Source organism: Cupriavidus lacunae (genome assembly GCF_003353055.1).
Lineage (GTDB): Bacteria > Pseudomonadota > Gammaproteobacteria > Burkholderiales > Burkholderiaceae > Cupriavidus > Cupriavidus lacunae.
In genome coordinates, this window is the sequence record NZ_QKWJ01000015.1 from 85029 (window position 1) to 101209 (window position 16181).

At 65.8% G+C, this 16181-nt stretch carries 14 protein-coding genes and 1 riboswitch; of the genes, 12 read left to right on the plus strand and 2 right to left on the minus strand.

Annotation, left to right across the window (positions count from 1 at the left end):
- The first annotated feature begins 14 nt into the window (after nucleotides 1–14).
- The 7 genes from xdhB to DN412_RS44040 all read left to right on the plus strand — a co-directional run bounded on the left by xdhB (nucleotide 15) and on the right by DN412_RS44040 (nucleotide 8840).
- Complete coding sequence (gene xdhB / locus DN412_RS14745; RefSeq protein ID WP_115212307.1) at nucleotides 15–2363, plus strand: xanthine dehydrogenase molybdopterin binding subunit; 2349 nt, start codon at nucleotides 15–17, stop codon at nucleotides 2361–2363.
- 181 nt (nucleotides 2364–2544) lie between these two features.
- Nucleotides 2545–3534, plus strand: coding sequence for a xanthine dehydrogenase accessory protein XdhC (gene xdhC, locus DN412_RS14750; RefSeq protein ID WP_115212308.1), 990 nt, complete (start codon nucleotides 2545–2547; stop codon nucleotides 3532–3534).
- 57 nt (nucleotides 3535–3591) lie between these two features.
- On the plus strand, nucleotides 3592–4647 hold the full coding sequence (locus tag DN412_RS14755; RefSeq protein WP_115212309.1) for an adenosine deaminase: 1056 nt from the start codon (nucleotides 3592–3594) through the stop codon (nucleotides 4645–4647).
- 76 nt (nucleotides 4648–4723) lie between these two features.
- Nucleotides 4724–6046, plus strand: coding sequence for a guanine deaminase (gene guaD / locus DN412_RS14760; protein WP_115212310.1), 1323 nt, complete (start codon nucleotides 4724–4726; stop codon nucleotides 6044–6046).
- A 187-nt stretch (nucleotides 6047–6233) separates the two neighbouring features.
- Complete coding sequence (locus DN412_RS14765; protein ID WP_115212311.1) at nucleotides 6234–7397, plus strand: fatty acid desaturase; 1164 nt, start codon at nucleotides 6234–6236, stop codon at nucleotides 7395–7397.
- 39 nt (nucleotides 7398–7436) lie between these two features.
- Nucleotides 7437–7646: riboswitch (yybP-ykoY riboswitch) on the plus strand.
- 64 nt (nucleotides 7647–7710) lie between these two features.
- A complete protein-coding gene (locus tag DN412_RS14770; protein ID WP_115212312.1) occupies nucleotides 7711–8286 on the plus strand; it encodes a TMEM165/GDT1 family protein in 576 nt (191 codons plus the stop codon).
- Between the two features lie 137 nt (nucleotides 8287–8423).
- Nucleotides 8424–8840, plus strand: coding sequence for a hypothetical protein (locus DN412_RS44040; protein WP_208647606.1), 417 nt, complete (start codon nucleotides 8424–8426; stop codon nucleotides 8838–8840).
- 189 nt (nucleotides 8841–9029) lie between these two features.
- Here DN412_RS44040 and DN412_RS14780 read toward each other — a convergent pair whose 3' ends face one another.
- Both DN412_RS14780 and uraH read right to left on the minus strand, forming a co-directional pair.
- Nucleotides 9030–10247, minus strand: a complete 1218-nt coding sequence (locus DN412_RS14780) for a urate hydroxylase PuuD (protein ID WP_115212313.1) — start codon at nucleotides 10245–10247, stop codon at nucleotides 9030–9032.
- Between the two features lie 31 nt (nucleotides 10248–10278).
- Complete coding sequence (uraH, locus tag DN412_RS14785; protein WP_078195683.1) at nucleotides 10279–10632, minus strand: hydroxyisourate hydrolase; 354 nt, start codon at nucleotides 10630–10632, stop codon at nucleotides 10279–10281.
- A gap of 300 nt (nucleotides 10633–10932) precedes the next feature.
- On the opposite strand from uraH, the gene DN412_RS14790 reads away from it, so the two are divergent.
- From DN412_RS14790 to DN412_RS14810, 5 genes are all read left to right on the plus strand, one after another.
- Nucleotides 10933–11703, plus strand: a complete 771-nt coding sequence (locus DN412_RS14790) for a GntR family transcriptional regulator (RefSeq protein ID WP_115212314.1) — start codon at nucleotides 10933–10935, stop codon at nucleotides 11701–11703.
- Between the two features lie 176 nt (nucleotides 11704–11879).
- Nucleotides 11880–13286, plus strand: a complete 1407-nt coding sequence (locus DN412_RS14795) for a nucleobase:cation symporter-2 family protein (protein ID WP_115212315.1) — start codon at nucleotides 11880–11882, stop codon at nucleotides 13284–13286.
- A 113-nt stretch (nucleotides 13287–13399) separates the two neighbouring features.
- Nucleotides 13400–14350 (plus strand): allantoinase PuuE, encoded by a 951-nt coding sequence (gene puuE / locus DN412_RS14800; protein ID WP_115212316.1) that lies wholly within the window; start codon nucleotides 13400–13402, stop codon nucleotides 14348–14350.
- Complete coding sequence (uraD, locus tag DN412_RS14805; RefSeq protein ID WP_115212317.1) at nucleotides 14347–14865, plus strand: 2-oxo-4-hydroxy-4-carboxy-5-ureidoimidazoline decarboxylase; 519 nt, start codon at nucleotides 14347–14349, stop codon at nucleotides 14863–14865. Before puuE ends, uraD begins: the two co-directional genes overlap by 4 nt.
- A 178-nt stretch (nucleotides 14866–15043) precedes the next feature.
- On the plus strand, nucleotides 15044–16111 hold the full coding sequence (locus tag DN412_RS14810; RefSeq protein ID WP_115212318.1) for a porin: 1068 nt from the start codon (nucleotides 15044–15046) through the stop codon (nucleotides 16109–16111).
- Nucleotides 16112–16181 lie beyond the last annotated feature (70 nt).

Below are 16181 nucleotides of genomic sequence, written 5' to 3' on the forward strand. Positions count from 1 at the left end.
AGGAAAGCATCGGCATGAACAAGCAAACCGAACCCTTCCTGCTCGACGCCACCGCCGAACAGGTTCCGCAGGTCGGCATCTCGCGTCCGCACGAATCCGCCCACCTTCACGTGGCCGGCACCGCCACTTACACGGATGACATCCCCGAGCTGGCCGGCACGCTGCACGCCGCGCTCGGCATGAGCACCCGCGCGCACGCCCGCATCAAGTCGATCTCGCTCGACAAGGTGCGTGCCGCGCCCGGCGTGGTCGGCGTGCTGACGGTGGACGACATCCCCGGCACCAACGACTGCGGCCCGATCATCCACGACGACCCGATCCTGGCGCGCGACGTGGTCCAGTTCATCGGCCAGCCGATCTTTATCGTGGTGGCGACCTCGCATGACGCCGCACGCCGCGCCGCACGCTTGGGCGCGATCGACTACGAAGACCTGCCCCCGGTGCTGTCGCCGCAAGCCGCGCACGAGGCCGGCAGCTATGTGCTGCCGCCGATGCACCTGACGCGCGGCGAGCCCGCCGCGCGCATCGCCGGCGCGAGCCACCAGGACAGCGGCAGGATCCACCTGGGCGGCCAGGAGCAGTTCTATCTGGAGGGCCAGATCTCTTACGCCGCCCCGCGCGAGAACGACGGCATGCATGTGTGGTGCTCGACCCAGCACCCGACCGAAATGCAGCACGCTGTGTGCCATATGCTGGGCTGGCATGCGCACCAGGTGCTGGTCGAATGCCGCCGCATGGGCGGCGGCTTCGGCGGCAAGGAATCGCAGTCGGCGCTGTTCGCCTGTTGCGCCGCGCTGGCCGCCTGGAAGCTGATGTGCCCGGTCAAGCTGCGCCCGGACCGCGACGACGACATGATGATTACCGGCAAGCGCCATGACTTCGTGTTCGACTACACCGTGGGCCATGACGACGAAGGCCATATCGAGGGCGTCAAGGTCGAGATGGTGTCGCGCGCCGGCTTCTCGGCCGACCTGTCGGGCCCGGTGATGACCCGCGCCATCTGCCACTTCGACAACGCCTACTGGCTGCCGAACGTGCAGATCGACGGCTACTGCGGCAAGACCAATACGCAGAGCAATACCGCCTTCCGCGGCTTCGGCGGCCCGCAAGGCGCGTTCGCGGTCGAATACATCCTGGACAACGTCGCCCGCGCGGTCGGCAAGGATTCGCTCGACGTGCGCCGCGCCAACTTCTACGGCAAGACCGAGAACAACGTCACGCCCTACGGCCAGACCGTGGAAGACAACGTCATCCACGAGCTGATCGACGAACTGGTGGCAAGCAGCGAATACCGCGCCCGCCGCGAGGCCACGCGCGCGTTCAACGCCACCAGCCCGGTGCTGAAGAAAGGCATCGCCATCACCCCGGTGAAGTTCGGCATCTCGTTCAACGTGGCCCACTTCAACCAGGCCGGCGCGCTGGTGCACGTCTACAACGACGGCTCGGTGCTGGTGAACCACGGCGGCACCGAGATGGGCCAGGGCCTGAACACCAAGGTGGCGATGGTGGTGGCGCACGAGCTGGGCATCCGCATGGAACGCGTGCGCGCGACCGCGACCGATACCAGCAAGGTGGCCAATACATCGGCCACCGCTGCCTCGACCGGCGCCGACCTGAACGGCAAGGCCGCGCAGGACGCCGCCCGCCAGATCCGCGAGCGCCTGGCCGTGTTTGCCGCGCGCAAGGGCGGCGTGGAGCCGTCCGAGGTGCGCTTCAACGATGACCTGGTCAGCGCGGGCGAGTTGCGGATGTCGTTCGGCGACCTGGCGCGCGAAGCCTACGTGGCGCGTGTGCAGCTGTGGTCCGACGGCTTCTACACCACGCCCAAGCTGCACTGGGACCAGAGCAAGCTGCAGGGCCGCCCGTTCTACTACTTCGCCTACGGCGCCGCGTGCTCCGAGGTGCTGGTCGACACGCTCACCGGCGAATGGAAGCTGCTGCGCGCCGACGCGCTGCACGACTGCGGCCGCTCGCTGAACCCGGCGCTGGACATCGGCCAGGTCGAAGGCGCCTTTATCCAGGGCATGGGCTGGCTGACCACCGAGGAACTGTGGTGGAACAAGGACGGCAAGCTGATGACGCACGCCCCGTCCACGTACAAGATCCCGACGGTCAACGACTGCCCGGAGGAATTCAACGTGCGCCTGTTCCAGAACCGCAACGTCGAGGACAGCATCCACCGTTCCAAGGCCGTGGGCGAGCCGCCGCTGCTGCTGCCGTTCTCGGTGTTCTTCGCGATCCGCGATGCCGTGGCCGCCGTCGGCGACTACCGCATCAACCCGCCGCTAAAGGCCCCGGCCACCAGCGAGGCGATCCTGGACGCCGTCGACGCCGTGCGCGAAGCCGCGGCGCAGCCAGCCTGAGCTGGCTGAACGATCGCAGGACGCGCGCGCCTGCGGGCACCCCCGGACTTTCCCCCCTTGGCCGTGTTGACGGGCAAAGGGCCGGAGGAAGAAGCTGGTGCGCGCCACCCTTGCGATGAGGTAGTGCAGGCAGCACGACCGCATCAAGCAGCAACCAAGCAACACCGAGAAGGCCCCCGACATGCAGGACGCTCCGCTCAAACCCTTCCGCTTCGCCGACGCCGCCCGCATGGTGCGCGCCGGCGTGCCGGTGGCGATGGTCACCATTGTCGAGGTCAAGGGCTCGGCCCCGCGCGAAGCCGGCATCCGCATGCTGGTCAGCGCCGACGACCTGGTCGGCACCATCGGCGGCGGCCACCTGGAGTGGCGCGGCATGGATATCGCGCGCGCGATGCTGGCCTGCGGTGAAACCCGCCGGATCGAGCGCATTCCGCTGGGTCCCGCGCTGGGCCAGTGCTGTGGCGGTGTCGTGCAACTCGCGTTCGAGGTACTCGGCGAAGCCGACCTGGCGTGGCTTGATGCGGTGGAACGCAAGTTCGCCGCCCACTGCTCGCTGCAGCGGCACGTCCCGGCCAGCGGTGCGGTCACATTTGGCAACAGCCACGCCGTCATCCCCGGCGTGACGCTGCACGCCGACGGCAGCTGGATCGACACACTGGTGCCCGACACCATGCACGTGGTGTTGTTTGGCGCGGGCCATGTCGGCCATGCGCTGGTCAAGGTGCTGGCCACGCTGCCGTGCCGCGTGCACTGGGTCGACGAGCGCGACACGCTGTTCCCCGGCGGGCTACCCGACAACGTCGAGGCCGAGGCCAGCGACACCCCCGAGGCCGTGGTCGCGCAGGCGCCCGCGGGCAGCTACTTCCTGGTCATGACGCACAGCCATGCGCTGGACCAGACCCTGTGCGAAGAAATCCTCAAGCGCACCGATTTCGCCTACTTCGGGCTGATCGGTTCCAAGACCAAGCGCGCGCGCTTTGAACACCGCATGGCCGAGCACGGCATCGACCCGGCCCGGTTTGCGGAAATGACATGCCCCATGGGGGTTCCCGGGATTACCGACAAGGCTCCGGCTATGATTGCGGTAGCCATCGTCGCCCAGCTGCTCCAGGTCCGCGAACAGCGCCTTGCCGCGCTGCGTCTGGGCCGCCCGGAGGCGGTGCATCCCTGAACCCGTGCCGCCGGCCCCGCCGGCAGGTACAGATAAGCCCAGAAACGAGGCCCCCCCATGACCATCGATGCCGCGCTCGCGGAACAGATCCGCCGCACCCCCAAGGCCGAACTGCATGTGCATATCGAAGGCACGCTTGAGCCGGAACTGATCTTCCGGCTGGCGCAGCGCAACCAGGTGGCGTTGCCCTATCCGAGCGTCGAGGCGCTGCGCGCCGCCTACGCCTTCACCGACCTGCAGTCGTTCCTGGACATCTACTACGCCGGCGCCAGCGTGCTGCTGACCGAGGAAGATTTCTTCGACATGACCATGGCCTACGTCAAGCGCGCTGTCGCCGACAACGTCCGCCATGCCGAGATTTTTTTCGATCCGCAGACCCATACCGCGCGCGGCGTGCCCATCGGCGTGGTGATCGACGGCATCGCCGACGCCCTGGCCCAGGCACGCACCGAATACGACTTCTCCAGCAGCCTGATCCTGTGCTTCCTGCGCCATCTGTCCGAAGAAGACGCCTTTGCCACGCTGGAAGCGGCGCTGCCCTACCGCGACCGTTTTGTCGGCGTGGGACTGGATTCGTCGGAAAAAGGCAACCCGCCCGAAAAATTCGCGCGCGTGTTCGCCAAGGCGCGCGAACTCGGCCTGCACCTGGTAGCCCACGCAGGCGAGGAAGGCCCGGCGCAGTACGTCACCGACGCGCTCGACATCCTCAAGGCGCAGCGCATCGACCACGGCGTGCGCGCCATCGACGATCCGGCGCTGGTGGAACGCCTGGCGCGCGAGCGCGTGGCGCTGACCGTGTGCCCGCTGTCCAACGTCAAGCTCAAGGTCTACCCCGACCTGCGCGACCACCCGCTCAAACGCATGCTCGATGCGGGCGTGATGATCACGCTGCATTCGGACGATCCGGCCTACTTCGGCGGCTATATGAACGCCAACTGGGAAGCCACCTTCGATGCACTGCCGCTGGATGCGGCCGACGCCCGCAAGCTTGCCCGCAACAGCTTTGAAGCGGCCTTCCTGCCTGCCATGCAGAAGGCCGAATTCCTGGCGGAAGTCGACCATTTCTGGTCGGCCCCGCCCAAGTCCCCGCCCGCAACAGCCCCAGCGGCCTGAGCGCGGCGCATGCCAATAGCCCGGCCCGCTGCCTGAACCCTTCGGTTCCGCGCGGGCCGGTCACAAGAGACAAACCATGACGACCAACCCCAAGACTGACTCCCTCACCCGTGCCATTCGCGGCCGCGTGCTGCATTTCCTGCGCGATCCGCAATTCCATGAGGACGCGTATCAGTATTGGGACGACGGGGTGCTGATCGTCACCAACGGGCGCATCGCCGCGGCCGGCGACTACACGGAGCTGGCCGCGCGCATTCCGGCCGACGCCGAGATCGTCGACCACCGCGGCAAGCTGATCGTGCCCGGATTTATCGACACCCACGTGCACTACCCGCAGACCGACATGATCGCGTCGCCGTCGCCGGGCCTGCTGCACTGGCTCGACACCTACACCTTCCCCGAAGAGCGCCGCTTTGCCGACCCCGACTACGCGCGCGGCGTGGCCGGCTTCTTCACCGAGGAACTGCTGCGCAACGGCACCACCAGCGCGGTGGTCTGGAGCACGGTGCACAAGGCCTCGGCCGAAGCCCTCTTCGCCGAGAGCGAGGCGCGCAACCTGCGCATGGTCACCGGCAAGGTGATGATGGACCGCAACTGCCCGGAATTCCTGCGCGATACCGCCGAGACCGGCGCCCAGGACTCCGCCGACCTGCTCTCGCGCTGGCATAACAAGGGGCGCCTGGCCTACGCCATCACGCCGCGCTTCGCGCCGACCTCGACCGAGGCGCAGCTGGCCGCCTGCGGCGAGCTGGCGCGCGCCTACCCGGATGCCTTCATCCAGACCCACGTGGCCGAAAACCGCGACGAGGTCAAATGGGTGGCCGAGCTGTTCCCGGACGCGCGCAGCTACCTGGACGTGTACGACCGCTACGGCCTGCTGCGCCCGGGCGCGATGTACGGCCACGCCATCTACCTGGACCAGGACGACCGCCGGCGCCTGGCCGACAGCGGCGCCGCGGTGGCGCACTGCCCCACTTCCAACCTGTTCCTGGGCAGCGGCTTCTATGACTTCCACCAGTCCGACGCCAACCGCCTGAACGTGACGCTGGCCACCGATGTCGGCGGCGGCACCTCGTTCTCGATGTTCCGCACCATGAACGCCGCGCACAAGGTGGCGCGCATGGGCGGCTACTACCTGACCGCGCTGCGCATGTTCTACCTGGCCACCCGCGCCGCGGCCGAGGCGCTGGGCTGGACCGAGCGCGTCGGCAGCTTTAGCGCTGGCTGCGAGGCCGACTTCATCGTGCTGGACCCCAAGGCCACGCCGCTGATCACCCGCCGCAGCAACCGCTCGGAAACGCTGGAAGAGGAACTGTTCGCCTTTGCCATGCTGGGCGACGACCGCCTGATCGACAGCGTCTATGTGATGGGCGAGGCTGCCCACGTGCCGGCCGCCTGATTCGTCACACGCCGCTTGCAGCCGCCCGCCGCCACGCGGCGGGCGCGCTTTTACCGCTTCCCCCATCCCCCCGGCTTGACGACCGTCAAGACTGTCTCCGACAAAGCCTTCTAACCTTGCGATTCCGCCGCGGCCGCTCTGTTTTGCCGCGCACCGATACCCATCGACCGCAATCAGAAGGTTCTGCATGACCGCTTACCAATCCGCTGATCACGCCCCTGCGCGCGCCCATGCCCCGCATGACGCGGCCAACCACGCGCCCAATCACGCCCCCCTTCCGGAGCCAATCGCGCCGGACGCGCCGCTGCCCTCGCGCAAGATCATCCGCGGCTGGCTGATCCCGCTTGGCCAGCGCAGCACGCCGCGCGCGCTGATGCTGTTCGCCTTCGACTATCTGCTGTTCGGCGCCGTGCTGGCCGGCGTGGTGCTGGCGCCGCACTGGGCCGCCAAGCTGGCGCTGGGCGTGCTGGCCGGGTTGATCATCGCGCGCCTGTTTATCATCGGCCACGATGCCTGCCACCAGAGCCTGACGCCGCGCCGCGGCCTGAACAAATGGCTGGGCCGGCTGACCTTTCTGCCGTCGCTGACGCCGTACAGCCTGTGGGAAGTCGGCCATAACGTGGTGCACCACGGCTACACCAACCTGAAGGGCTTCGACTTCGTCTGGGCGCCTTACTCCCTGGAAGAATTCAACGCGCTGCCGCGCTGGCGCCGCGTGATGGAGCGCATCTACCGCACCGGCTTCGGTCCGGGCCTGTACTACCTGGTTGAGATCTGGTGGTGCAAGCTGTTCTTCCCGAACAAGCGCCAGATGACCACGCGCCGCCCGATCTTCGTCGGCGACTGCCTGCTGGTTGCGGCCTTCGGGCTGGCCTGGATCGGCGCGCTGGCGGCCCTGGCGCTGGCCACGGAGCAGTCGGTGTGGATGCTGATCGGCACGGGCTTTGTGCTGCCCTTCCTGGTATGGAACGTCACCGTCGGCTTCGTGCTGTACGTGCACCACACCCATGCCAGCGTGGCCTGGTACGACACCAAGGCCATGTGGGCCAAGGCACAACCGTTCGTCTCCACTACCGTGCACTTGCGCTTCCGCCACGGCATCGGCGCGGCGCTGCACCACATCATGGAACACACCGCGCACCACGTCGACATGAGCGTGCCGCTGTACCGCCTGAAGCGCGCCCAGGCACTGCTGGAACACGCGCTGCCGGGCCGCATCATCATTGAGAACTTCTCGTGGCGCTGGTACTTCGACACCGCGCGCCGCTGCAAGCTCTATGACTTCAAGGCGCTGTGCTGGACCGATTTCCGCGGTCGCCAGACCAGCGACAACGCGCCGGTACCGGCCTGAGGGTTGCCTGCGGCGGCGGGTGGACGCCTGCTGTCGCCGCCGTTATAATTGCCGCTTCCATTGGGGAGTAGCCGCCCTGCTCTCACCGCGCCGCGCAATGCGGACACCGGGGGACAGGGGCGTACGTCAACAGACTTGACCGCTTGCGGTTATGGCGTGCGCAGCTCCGGACCCGCCTGGGCCGTTGTGATACGGACCCGGCAGCGTCCAGCCTGGCGAGACCGATGACCATACCTTTCTGGCAGGGCCGGGAAAGGTGTGCGTCATTGGCATCTCGCGATGCATTGCGGCCCGGTTACCCCACAAAACAAACATGGAAGCCTTCCTCGTCTCCACAGGCATCGTCGCCCTTGCTGAAATGGGCGACAAGACGCAATTGCTGTCGCTGGTGCTGGCCGCGCGCTACCGCAAGCCCGTCCCCATCATCCTCGGCATCCTGATCGCCACGCTGTTCAACCACGGCTTTGCCGGCGCGCTTGGCGGCTGGATCACACATGTGCTGGGTGAAAGCCTGCTGCGCTGGATCCTGGGCCTGGGCTTTATCGCCATGGCCGGCTGGATGCTGATCCCCGACAAATTCGACGATGCCGAGCAGGCCAAGCCCGTCAAGGGCGCCCTCGGCATCCTCGGCACCACCATCGTCGCCTTCTTCTTTGCCGAGATGGGGGACAAGACCCAGATCGCCACCGTCGCGCTGGCCGCGCGTTTCAGCGACGCGGTGATTCCCGTGGTGGCGGGCACCACCTTCGGCATGATGATCGCCAATGCCCCGGCGGTTCTGCTTGGCGACAAGTTTGCCAACAAGATGCCGATCGCGCTGGTGCACAAGATTGCTGCGGCAATCTTCCTGGTGCTTGGCGTGCTGGCGCTGCTCAACTTCGGCAAATGAAAGACAACTGAAAGCTGACCCGCGGGATGGTGTAACACGCCCTTACAACACCCTGTCCCGCCAGGCATGCACTCGCCCGTTATGGAAGCCATCCGCATCGACGGACGCCCTGTCTTCCATAACGAGGAGAAACTGCAATGCCAAGCACAACCCGCCCCACACAGCGGCCCCTGCCCCAACTCTGGAAGCCCGCGCTGGTGGCACTGGTGGCCGCCTGCTCGCTGACCGGCTGCGTGACGGAACGCGTGGTCGTGCGCGAACCCGCGCCGCAGCGCCAGGTGGTGCGCGCCATGCCGGCGCCGGTGCACGAAGACCGCGGCACCGCACCGGGCTACGGCTGGAACTGGGTGCCCGGGCACTGGCGGTGGGCCGGCAATGACTGGCTCTGGGTGCACGGCAAATGGCTGCAGCAGCCGGTGCCGCCCATGCCCCCGGTCATCATCGAGCAGATCACCGTGGCGCCCGCCCCGCATGCCTACTGGGTACCCGGCCACTGGGTGTGGCGCTACGACACTGGCGGCGGCTGGATGTGGGTAAGGGGCGCCTGGCACTGAACGCGGGCGGTTGCCGCATAGGCCGCGAAGAAGCAAAAAAAACGGGGCACAAGGCCCCGTTCAAACCCTCGCCGGTCCGGTACTGACGGTTGCCAACTGCACAACCCTCCGGACCGTCGATCACCGATGCTCGGATTTCCCGGGCCGGCGGCACGCGCCGGCCCTGATGCTGCTCAGATCAGGCCACCCTTAGTTGGTGGTCTTGGCGCCGCCTTCGAACCACTGGCCCAGCAGGGCGCGTTCGTCGTCGGTGATCTGCGTCACGTTGCCCAGCGGCATGGCCTTCTGCTGCACGGCCTGCTGGTAGATCAGCTGGGCGTGGGCCTTGATGTCTTCCGCGGTATCGAGCTTGATGCCCTTGGCTGCGGTCGGCATCATCTTTGGCTGCTCGGCGTGGCATTGCACGCAGCGGGCGTTCACGACTTCCTGCACCTTGGCAAAGCTGACGGCGGTGGCGGCAGCAGCGGCGTCGCCGCCTTCGGCCTTGGCCACGGTCGGGCGCGGCTGCGGCGCGATCAGCACGGCCACCACGGCCAGCACGGCTACGCCGGCAGCAGGCCAGGCCACGTTGATCTTGCCCTTGTGCTTCAGGATGAAGAACTGGCGGATCAGCACACCGGCCAGCATGATCAGGATCAGCGCGGCCCAGTTGTACTTGTAGCTGTAGGTCATGCTGTAGTGATTCGACAGCATCGCGAACAGCACCGGCAGCGTGAAGTACGTGTTGTGCACGCTGCGCTGCTTGGCGTTCTTGCCATGGACCGGATCAACCGGCTGGCCCGCGCGCAGCGCTGCAACCACCTTGCGCTGGCCCGGGATGATCCACACCAGCACGTTGGCGCTCATGATGGTGGCGATCATCGCGCCGGTCAGCAGGAACGCCGCACGGCCCGAGAACAGGTGGCACGCCACGTAAGCCGCCACGGCCACGTAGATCGCCACCAGCACGCCCACGGTCTTGTCGCTCTTGCCGAACACGCGGCAGATCACGTCATAGACCACCCAGCCCGCGGCCAGGTAGGACAGCGCCAGGCCGACCGCCGCGCCAGGAGACATGTCGTAGACGTTCTTGTCGATCAGGAACGTGCTGGCGTTGAACAGGTACAGCACCACCAGCAGGCCGAAGCCGGTCATCCACGTGGAATACGACTCCCAGTAGAACCAGTGCAGATTCTCAGGCAGCGTCTTGGGCGCGGTCAGGTATTTCTGCGGGTTGTAGAAACCGCCGCCGTGCACGGCCCACAGCTCGCCGCCGACACCCTTCTCCTGCAGGTCAGGATCGGTAGGACGGGTCAGGCTGTTGTCGAGCCAGACGAAATAGAACGAGGAGCCGATCCACGCGATCGCCGTGATGACGTGCACCCAGCGCAGCAGCAGATTGGCCCAGTCGAGGATATAGCCTTCCATGTCTTGTCTCCTGTTTCCCTATGCCACCGCTTCAGCTGCCGCGGTAGGTCGAGTACGACCAGGGCGAAACCAGGAGGGGCACGTGGTAGTGCGCGTTGACATCGGCAATACCGAAGCGCAGGGGCACCACGTCCAGGAAAGCCGGCTCGGGCAGCTTCGTGCCTTGCGCCCGGAAGTAGTCGCCCGCGGCGAATTCCAGTTCGTACACGCCAATGGCGAGGTCGGCGCCTTCCAGCAGCGGCTGGTCGCAGCGGCCATCGTGGTTGGTCACGACTGTCTTCAGGGTTTCACGTCGATTGTCGACAATTTTATGGAGAGTAATCGACATGCCCTGGCCGGGCGTGCCGGCAGCGGTGTCGAGTACATGGGTGGTCAAGCGTCCCATCGTGTTTTTCCTTAGGCGATTGGGTTGTGAGGGGCGCCGCTGCCTTCACTAGCACCATTTTGTGGGAACGGTGCCCGCTCGGTACGTCTGGTAACGCATCCCGGCGCTGGGTGGGTGCGTGGCGACAATGCGCCTGCATCCACCCGGTTGGCAATTCAGGGATTTCCCTGAGTTGTCGAAAACCTGAGTCGGTTTTGTTGACAATATTGAAGCAGTAACCAAATAATTGTCAACAATTTTTGGATCACCGCGGCCTGATGTCCAGGATTTGCGGTGCCCTGCCTGACTGCTGGTGCCACGATGTCCAAGAGCCTGAAGCTGATTGCCGCCAACGCCGAGACCAAGGTCGACGCCGAACTGACTGAGATCCAGGCGGGCAAGCCCGCCAGGCCCGCACGCAAGGGCTCGGTCGAAGAGCGCATGTATCACGAGATCTACGACGCGATCATGGAGCACCGGCTGCCACCGCGCACCAAGCTGACCGAGCATTCCCTTTGCGAGATCTATGCCACCGCGCGGCACACGGTGCGCAAGGTGCTGTCGCACCTGGCCGCCGACGGCATGGTCGACCTGGAACCCAACCGCGGCGCCTTTATCGCCAGCCCGTCCACCGACGAGGCGCACGACATGTTCGAGCTGCGCCAGATGCTGGAGCGCGCGGTGCTGGAAAAGCTCGCCGCCATGCGCGACGTCAAGACCGTGATCGCGCCGCTGCGCCAGATGGTGGCCAGCGAGCGCCAGGCCTTCCTGACGCATGACCGTCCCAAATGGATCCGCCTGTCCGCCGAGTTCCACACGGCGCTGGCGGAACTGTCGGGCAACGCGCTGCTGGTCAACATGATGCGCCGGCTGGTGTCGCGCACCACGCTGATGATCGCCAGCGTGGAAGCCCCGGGCAACAACGCGTGCTCGTTCGATGAACACGAAGAGATCCTCGACGCACTCGAACAGGGCAATGCCGCGCTGGCCCAGTCGCGCATGGAGCACCACCTTGGCGCCTGCGCCGACCGCGTGCAGCCCGACGAGCCGGGCAACTTCGATCTTCGCAGCGTACTAGGCCGCTCCACCTAGCACGGTGTACCCGCCCTGCCCCGCATACAAGGCCAGACCTGGCGGCAAACAGCACCCGGCAGAGAAACGAGAGTGCTGAGTCGACAGGCAGATAACGGTCCGGAGACCTTCCAGGCTCCAGGACCGAGGCCAGGGCAGTGGCGTTCCCATCAAACCAAAGGAGAGGAGACGCACCAATGAATTCCGCAAGCACCACGGTCCCCACGGACCTCACCAACGAGCGTTTGCCTTCCGGGCGCCTGCTCGCGCTCGGGTTGCAGCACGTTCTGGTGATGTACGCCGGCACGGTTGCCGTGCCCCTGATCGTCGGTGGCGCGCTCAAGCTGCCCAAGGACCAGCTGGCGTTCCTGATCAACGCCGACCTGTTCGCCGCCGGCCTGGCCACGCTGATCCAGGCCTTTGGTTTCTGGAAGTTCGGCATCCGCCTGCCGGTAATGATGGGCGTGACCTTCGCCTCGGTGGCGCCGATGATCGCCATCGGCACCGATCCCAATGTCGGCCTGCTCGGCATTTATGGCGCGGTGATCGCCTCGGGGATCTTCGGCATCCTGATTGCGCCGATGATGGGGCGCATGCTGGGACTGTTCCCGCCGGTGGTGACCGGCACGGTGATCACGCTGATCGGCGTGTCGCTGATGCGCGTGGGCATCAACTGGGCGGCCGGCGGCCAGCCCACCACCCGCGCCGTGATCGATGGCGTGGTCAAGGATGTGCCCAACCTCGCCTATGGCGACCTGACCAACCTGGGCATTGCCGGCCTGACGCTGCTGATCATCCTGCTGCTGACCAAGTACGGCCGCGGCCTGGTGGCCAACTGCGCGGTGCTGCTGGGCATCATTGCCGGCACGGTGGTGGCGATGGCCATGGGCAAGGTGTCGTTCGAAGGCCTGAATGAAGCCAGCTTCGTCGCCGTCATCACGCCGCTGCACTTCGGCATTCCCACTTTCGAAGTGACCGCCATCCTGTCGATGTGCATCGTCATGCTGATCACGCTGGTGGAATCGACCGGCATGTTCCTGGCGCTGTCGGACATTACCGGCAAGAAGCTGAGCAACGAGGACCTGACCCGCGGCCTGCGCGCCGACGGCCTGGGCACGGTGATCGGCGGCGTCTTCAACACCTTCCCGTACACCTCGTTCTCGCAGAACGTGGGCCTGGTGACGGTGACCGGCGTGCGCTCGCGCTATGTGGCAGCCGCCGGCGGCATCATCCTGATCGCCTTCGGCCTGTTCCCCAAGATGGCCCACGTGGTGGCCTCGGTGCCGCAGTTCGTGCTGGGCGGCGCCGGCATCGTGATGTTCGGCATGGTCGCCGCCACCGGCATCCGCATCCTGGGTTCGTGCGATTTCAACCGCAACCGCCACAACCTGTTCATCGTCGCCATCTCGATCGGCTTCGGCATGATCCCGACGCTGGCGCCGACCTTCTTCCAGTACCTGCCGAAGTGGACCGTGCCGTTCACCCACAGCGGCATCGTGCTGGGCACGATCGTGGCCGTGGCGCTGAACCTGTTCTACAACGGCATCCAGTCGCGCGAAGAGGCCATGCGCAACGCCGCCGCCAACTCGCACGGCACGGAGTAAGCGAAGCATCGGTATCGAAGTATCCGGCACGACTGGCACATTCATTGCGTGATGGCCGGCGCTTGCGGGCAGCGCGGCGGTGCCGGAGGTTTTCCTGAAGCAAGCAAAGACACATGACAAAAGATAACTATCCACGCGATCTCATTGGTTACGGCGCCCGGCCGCCGCACGCCCGCTGGCCGGGCGGCGCTCGCGTTGCGCTGCAGTTCGTCCTCAACTACGAAGAGGGCGGTGAAAACTGCGTGCTGCACGGCGACGCCGCCTCCGAACAATTTCTCTCCGAGATCGTCGGCGCCGCGGCCTATCCCGACCGCCATATGAGCATGGAGGGCATCTACGAATATGGCTCGCGCGCCGGCGTCTGGCGCCTGCTGCGCGAATTCGAGAAGCGTGGCCTGCCGCTGACTATCTTCGGCGTGTCGATGGCGCTGCAGCGCCATCCGGAACTGACCCGCGCCTTCGTCGAGCTGGGCCACGAGATCGCCTGCCACGGCTGGCGCTGGATCCACTATCAGGGCATCGACGAGGCCACCGAGCGCGAGCATATGCGCATCGGCATGCAGATCATCAAGGACCTGACCGGCGAGATGCCGCTGGGCTGGTACACCGGCCGCGATAGTCCCAACACGCGCCGCCTGGTGGTGGAGCACGGCGGCTTCCTGTACGACTCGGACTACTACGGCGACGACCTGCCCTTCTGGACCGAGGTCGAAGTCACCGGCGGCGAGAAAAAGCCGCACCTGGTGGTGCCGTACACGCTCGACTCCAACGACATGCGCTTTGCCACGCCGCAGGGCTTCAACACCGGCGAGCAATTCTTCCAGTACCTGAAGGACGCGTTCGACGTGCTGTACGACGAAGGCGACCCGAGCGGCCAGGACAGCCCCAAGATGCTGTCGATCGGCATGCACTGCCGACTGCTCGGCCGCCCGGGCCGCTTCCGCGCGCTGCAGCGCTTCCTCGACTACGTGCAGGGTCTCGACAAGGTGTGGATCTGCCGCCGTGTCGACATCGCCCGCCACTGGGCCGACACCCACCCCTACACTCCCCGGAAACAAGCATGAGCCAGACCTACACCATCGCCCAACTCAACACCATGCCGGTCGCGGAATTCGTGCAGGTGCTGGGCGGCATCTACGAACATTCGCCGTGGTTTGCCGAGACCGCTGCCACGCAACGGCCCTTCGCCGATGGCGCAGCGCTCACGCTGGCCCTGCGCAAGGCGGTCGATGAAGCCGGCGAGGCGGCCCAGCTCAAGCTGGTGCGCGCCCACCCGGAACTGGCCGGCAAGGCCGCCGTGCGCGGCGAGCTGACCGCCGAGTCCACGCGCGAACAAAGCGGCGCCGGCCTGAACCTGTGCACGCCTGAGGAATTCGACCGCCTGCAGTCACTCAACGCGGCCTACAACCAGAAGTTCGGTTTCCCGTTCATCCTGGCCGTGCGCGGCTATGACCGCCACGGGATCATCGCGGAGTTTGCGCGCCGCCTTGAAAACACGCCGCAGCAAGAGTTGCAATCTTGCATCAACCAGATCCATCGCATTGCGCAGTTCCGCCTTGACGACTTAGTATCCGCCTGACCAAAAAACGCGCCACCTGTATAACAAAAAACGCTGTACCCGATGCCGCCGGCACCCCAATGCCCACCAAACCGAGCCCAGCCAGGCGGCACGAATAAAAGCACCAAGACATTAGAAGAACCCGGCAGGGACCCAGTACACAACGTTCCAAGCAGGATCAAACCACGGAGGTCTAACAATGCAGAAGCAGTACAAGCCGGCCCTGAAGCTGGCGGCAATAGCGGCTACCCTTTTTTCCGGCGCGGCCATGGCCCAGTCCAGCGTCACGCTGTACGGCCAGGCTGACATGTTCGTCGGCGGCGTCAAGAACCCGGGCTCGGGCGATCGCGCATGGGTAGCCAATTCGGGCGGCATGCAGACGTCTTACTGGGGCATCAAGGGCACCGAAGACCTGGGCGGCGGCACCAAGGCCATCTTCGACCTGAACGGGTTCTTCCGCACGGACAGCGGCAGCAGCGGCCGCTTCAACGGCGACTCGATGTTCAGCCGCAACGCCTACGTCGGCCTGCAGAATGACAAGCTGGGTACGCTGAAGCTGGGCCGTAACACGACCCCGTACTTCATCTCGACCATCCTGTTCAACCCGCTGATCGATTCGTACGTATTCTCGCCGACCATCTTCCACACCTACTTCGGCGCCGCCAGCAATGGCGTGGCCGATCCGGGCATCATCGGCGACTCGGGCTGGAACAACTCGGTGCTGTACTCCACGCCGAGCTTCGGCGGCCTGAGCGCAAACCTGATCTATTCCACAGGCGAGAAGGCAGGTGCTGCCGGCCAGAACAAGTGGGGCGGCAACCTGATGTACTTCAACGGGCCGTTCGCCGCGACCGTCGCGTACCAGCAGGTCCGCTTCGAGGTGGTTGCCAGCGACCTGTCGGCAGCGGGCTTCAGCCGCCAGGATGCCGTCCAGGCCGGCGTCACGTACGACTTCAACGTGGTCAAGCTGTTCGCCCAGGGCCAATACATCAAGACCAAGGCCACCACGGCCGCCAGCGGCGACATCAAGCACACCAATGGCCAGGTCGGCGCCTCGGTGCCGATCGGAGCCGGCAACGTGCTGGCGTCCTACGCCTACGACAAGACCCAGAACTCGACCGCTGACTTCAAGCGCAACACGTTTGCCGTCGCCTACGACTACAACCTGTCCAAGCGCACCGACGTGTACGCCGCGTATTACTACGACAAGATCACCGGCATCGAGCACGGCGATACCTTCGGCGTGGGCGTGCGTCACAAGTTCTGATGACGTAAGCGCCTCACCGGCAGTCCTGAAGCCCGCCTTCCCGGCGGGCTTTTTCATTGCCGCGTACGCA

Excerpts from the sequence above, each read along its gene's own strand:
- xdhB (WP_115212307.1), top strand. The coding sequence starts at position 15 with ATGAACAAGCAAACCGAACCCTTCCTGCTCGACGCCACCGCCGAACAG.
- xdhC (WP_115212308.1), top strand. The coding sequence starts at position 2,545 with ATGCAGGACGCTCCGCTCAAACCCTTCCGCTTCGCCGACGCCGCCCGC.
- DN412_RS14755 (WP_115212309.1), top strand. The coding sequence starts at position 3,592 with ATGACCATCGATGCCGCGCTCGCGGAACAGATCCGCCGCACCCCCAAG.
- guaD (WP_115212310.1), top strand. The coding sequence starts at position 4,724 with ATGACGACCAACCCCAAGACTGACTCCCTCACCCGTGCCATTCGCGGC.
- DN412_RS14765 (WP_115212311.1), top strand. The coding sequence starts at position 6,234 with ATGACCGCTTACCAATCCGCTGATCACGCCCCTGCGCGCGCCCATGCC.
- DN412_RS14770 (WP_115212312.1), top strand. The coding sequence starts at position 7,711 with ATGGAAGCCTTCCTCGTCTCCACAGGCATCGTCGCCCTTGCTGAAATG.
- DN412_RS44040 (WP_208647606.1), top strand. The coding sequence starts at position 8,424 with ATGCCAAGCACAACCCGCCCCACACAGCGGCCCCTGCCCCAACTCTGG.
- DN412_RS14780 (WP_115212313.1), bottom strand. The coding sequence starts at position 10,247 with ATGGAAGGCTATATCCTCGACTGGGCCAATCTGCTGCTGCGCTGGGTG.
- uraH (WP_078195683.1), bottom strand. The coding sequence starts at position 10,632 with ATGGGACGCTTGACCACCCATGTACTCGACACCGCTGCCGGCACGCCC.
- DN412_RS14790 (WP_115212314.1), top strand. The coding sequence starts at position 10,933 with ATGTCCAAGAGCCTGAAGCTGATTGCCGCCAACGCCGAGACCAAGGTC.
- DN412_RS14795 (WP_115212315.1), top strand. The coding sequence starts at position 11,880 with ATGAATTCCGCAAGCACCACGGTCCCCACGGACCTCACCAACGAGCGT.
- puuE (WP_115212316.1), top strand. The coding sequence starts at position 13,400 with ATGACAAAAGATAACTATCCACGCGATCTCATTGGTTACGGCGCCCGG.
- uraD (WP_115212317.1), top strand. The coding sequence starts at position 14,347 with ATGAGCCAGACCTACACCATCGCCCAACTCAACACCATGCCGGTCGCG.
- DN412_RS14810 (WP_115212318.1), top strand. The coding sequence starts at position 15,044 with ATGCAGAAGCAGTACAAGCCGGCCCTGAAGCTGGCGGCAATAGCGGCT.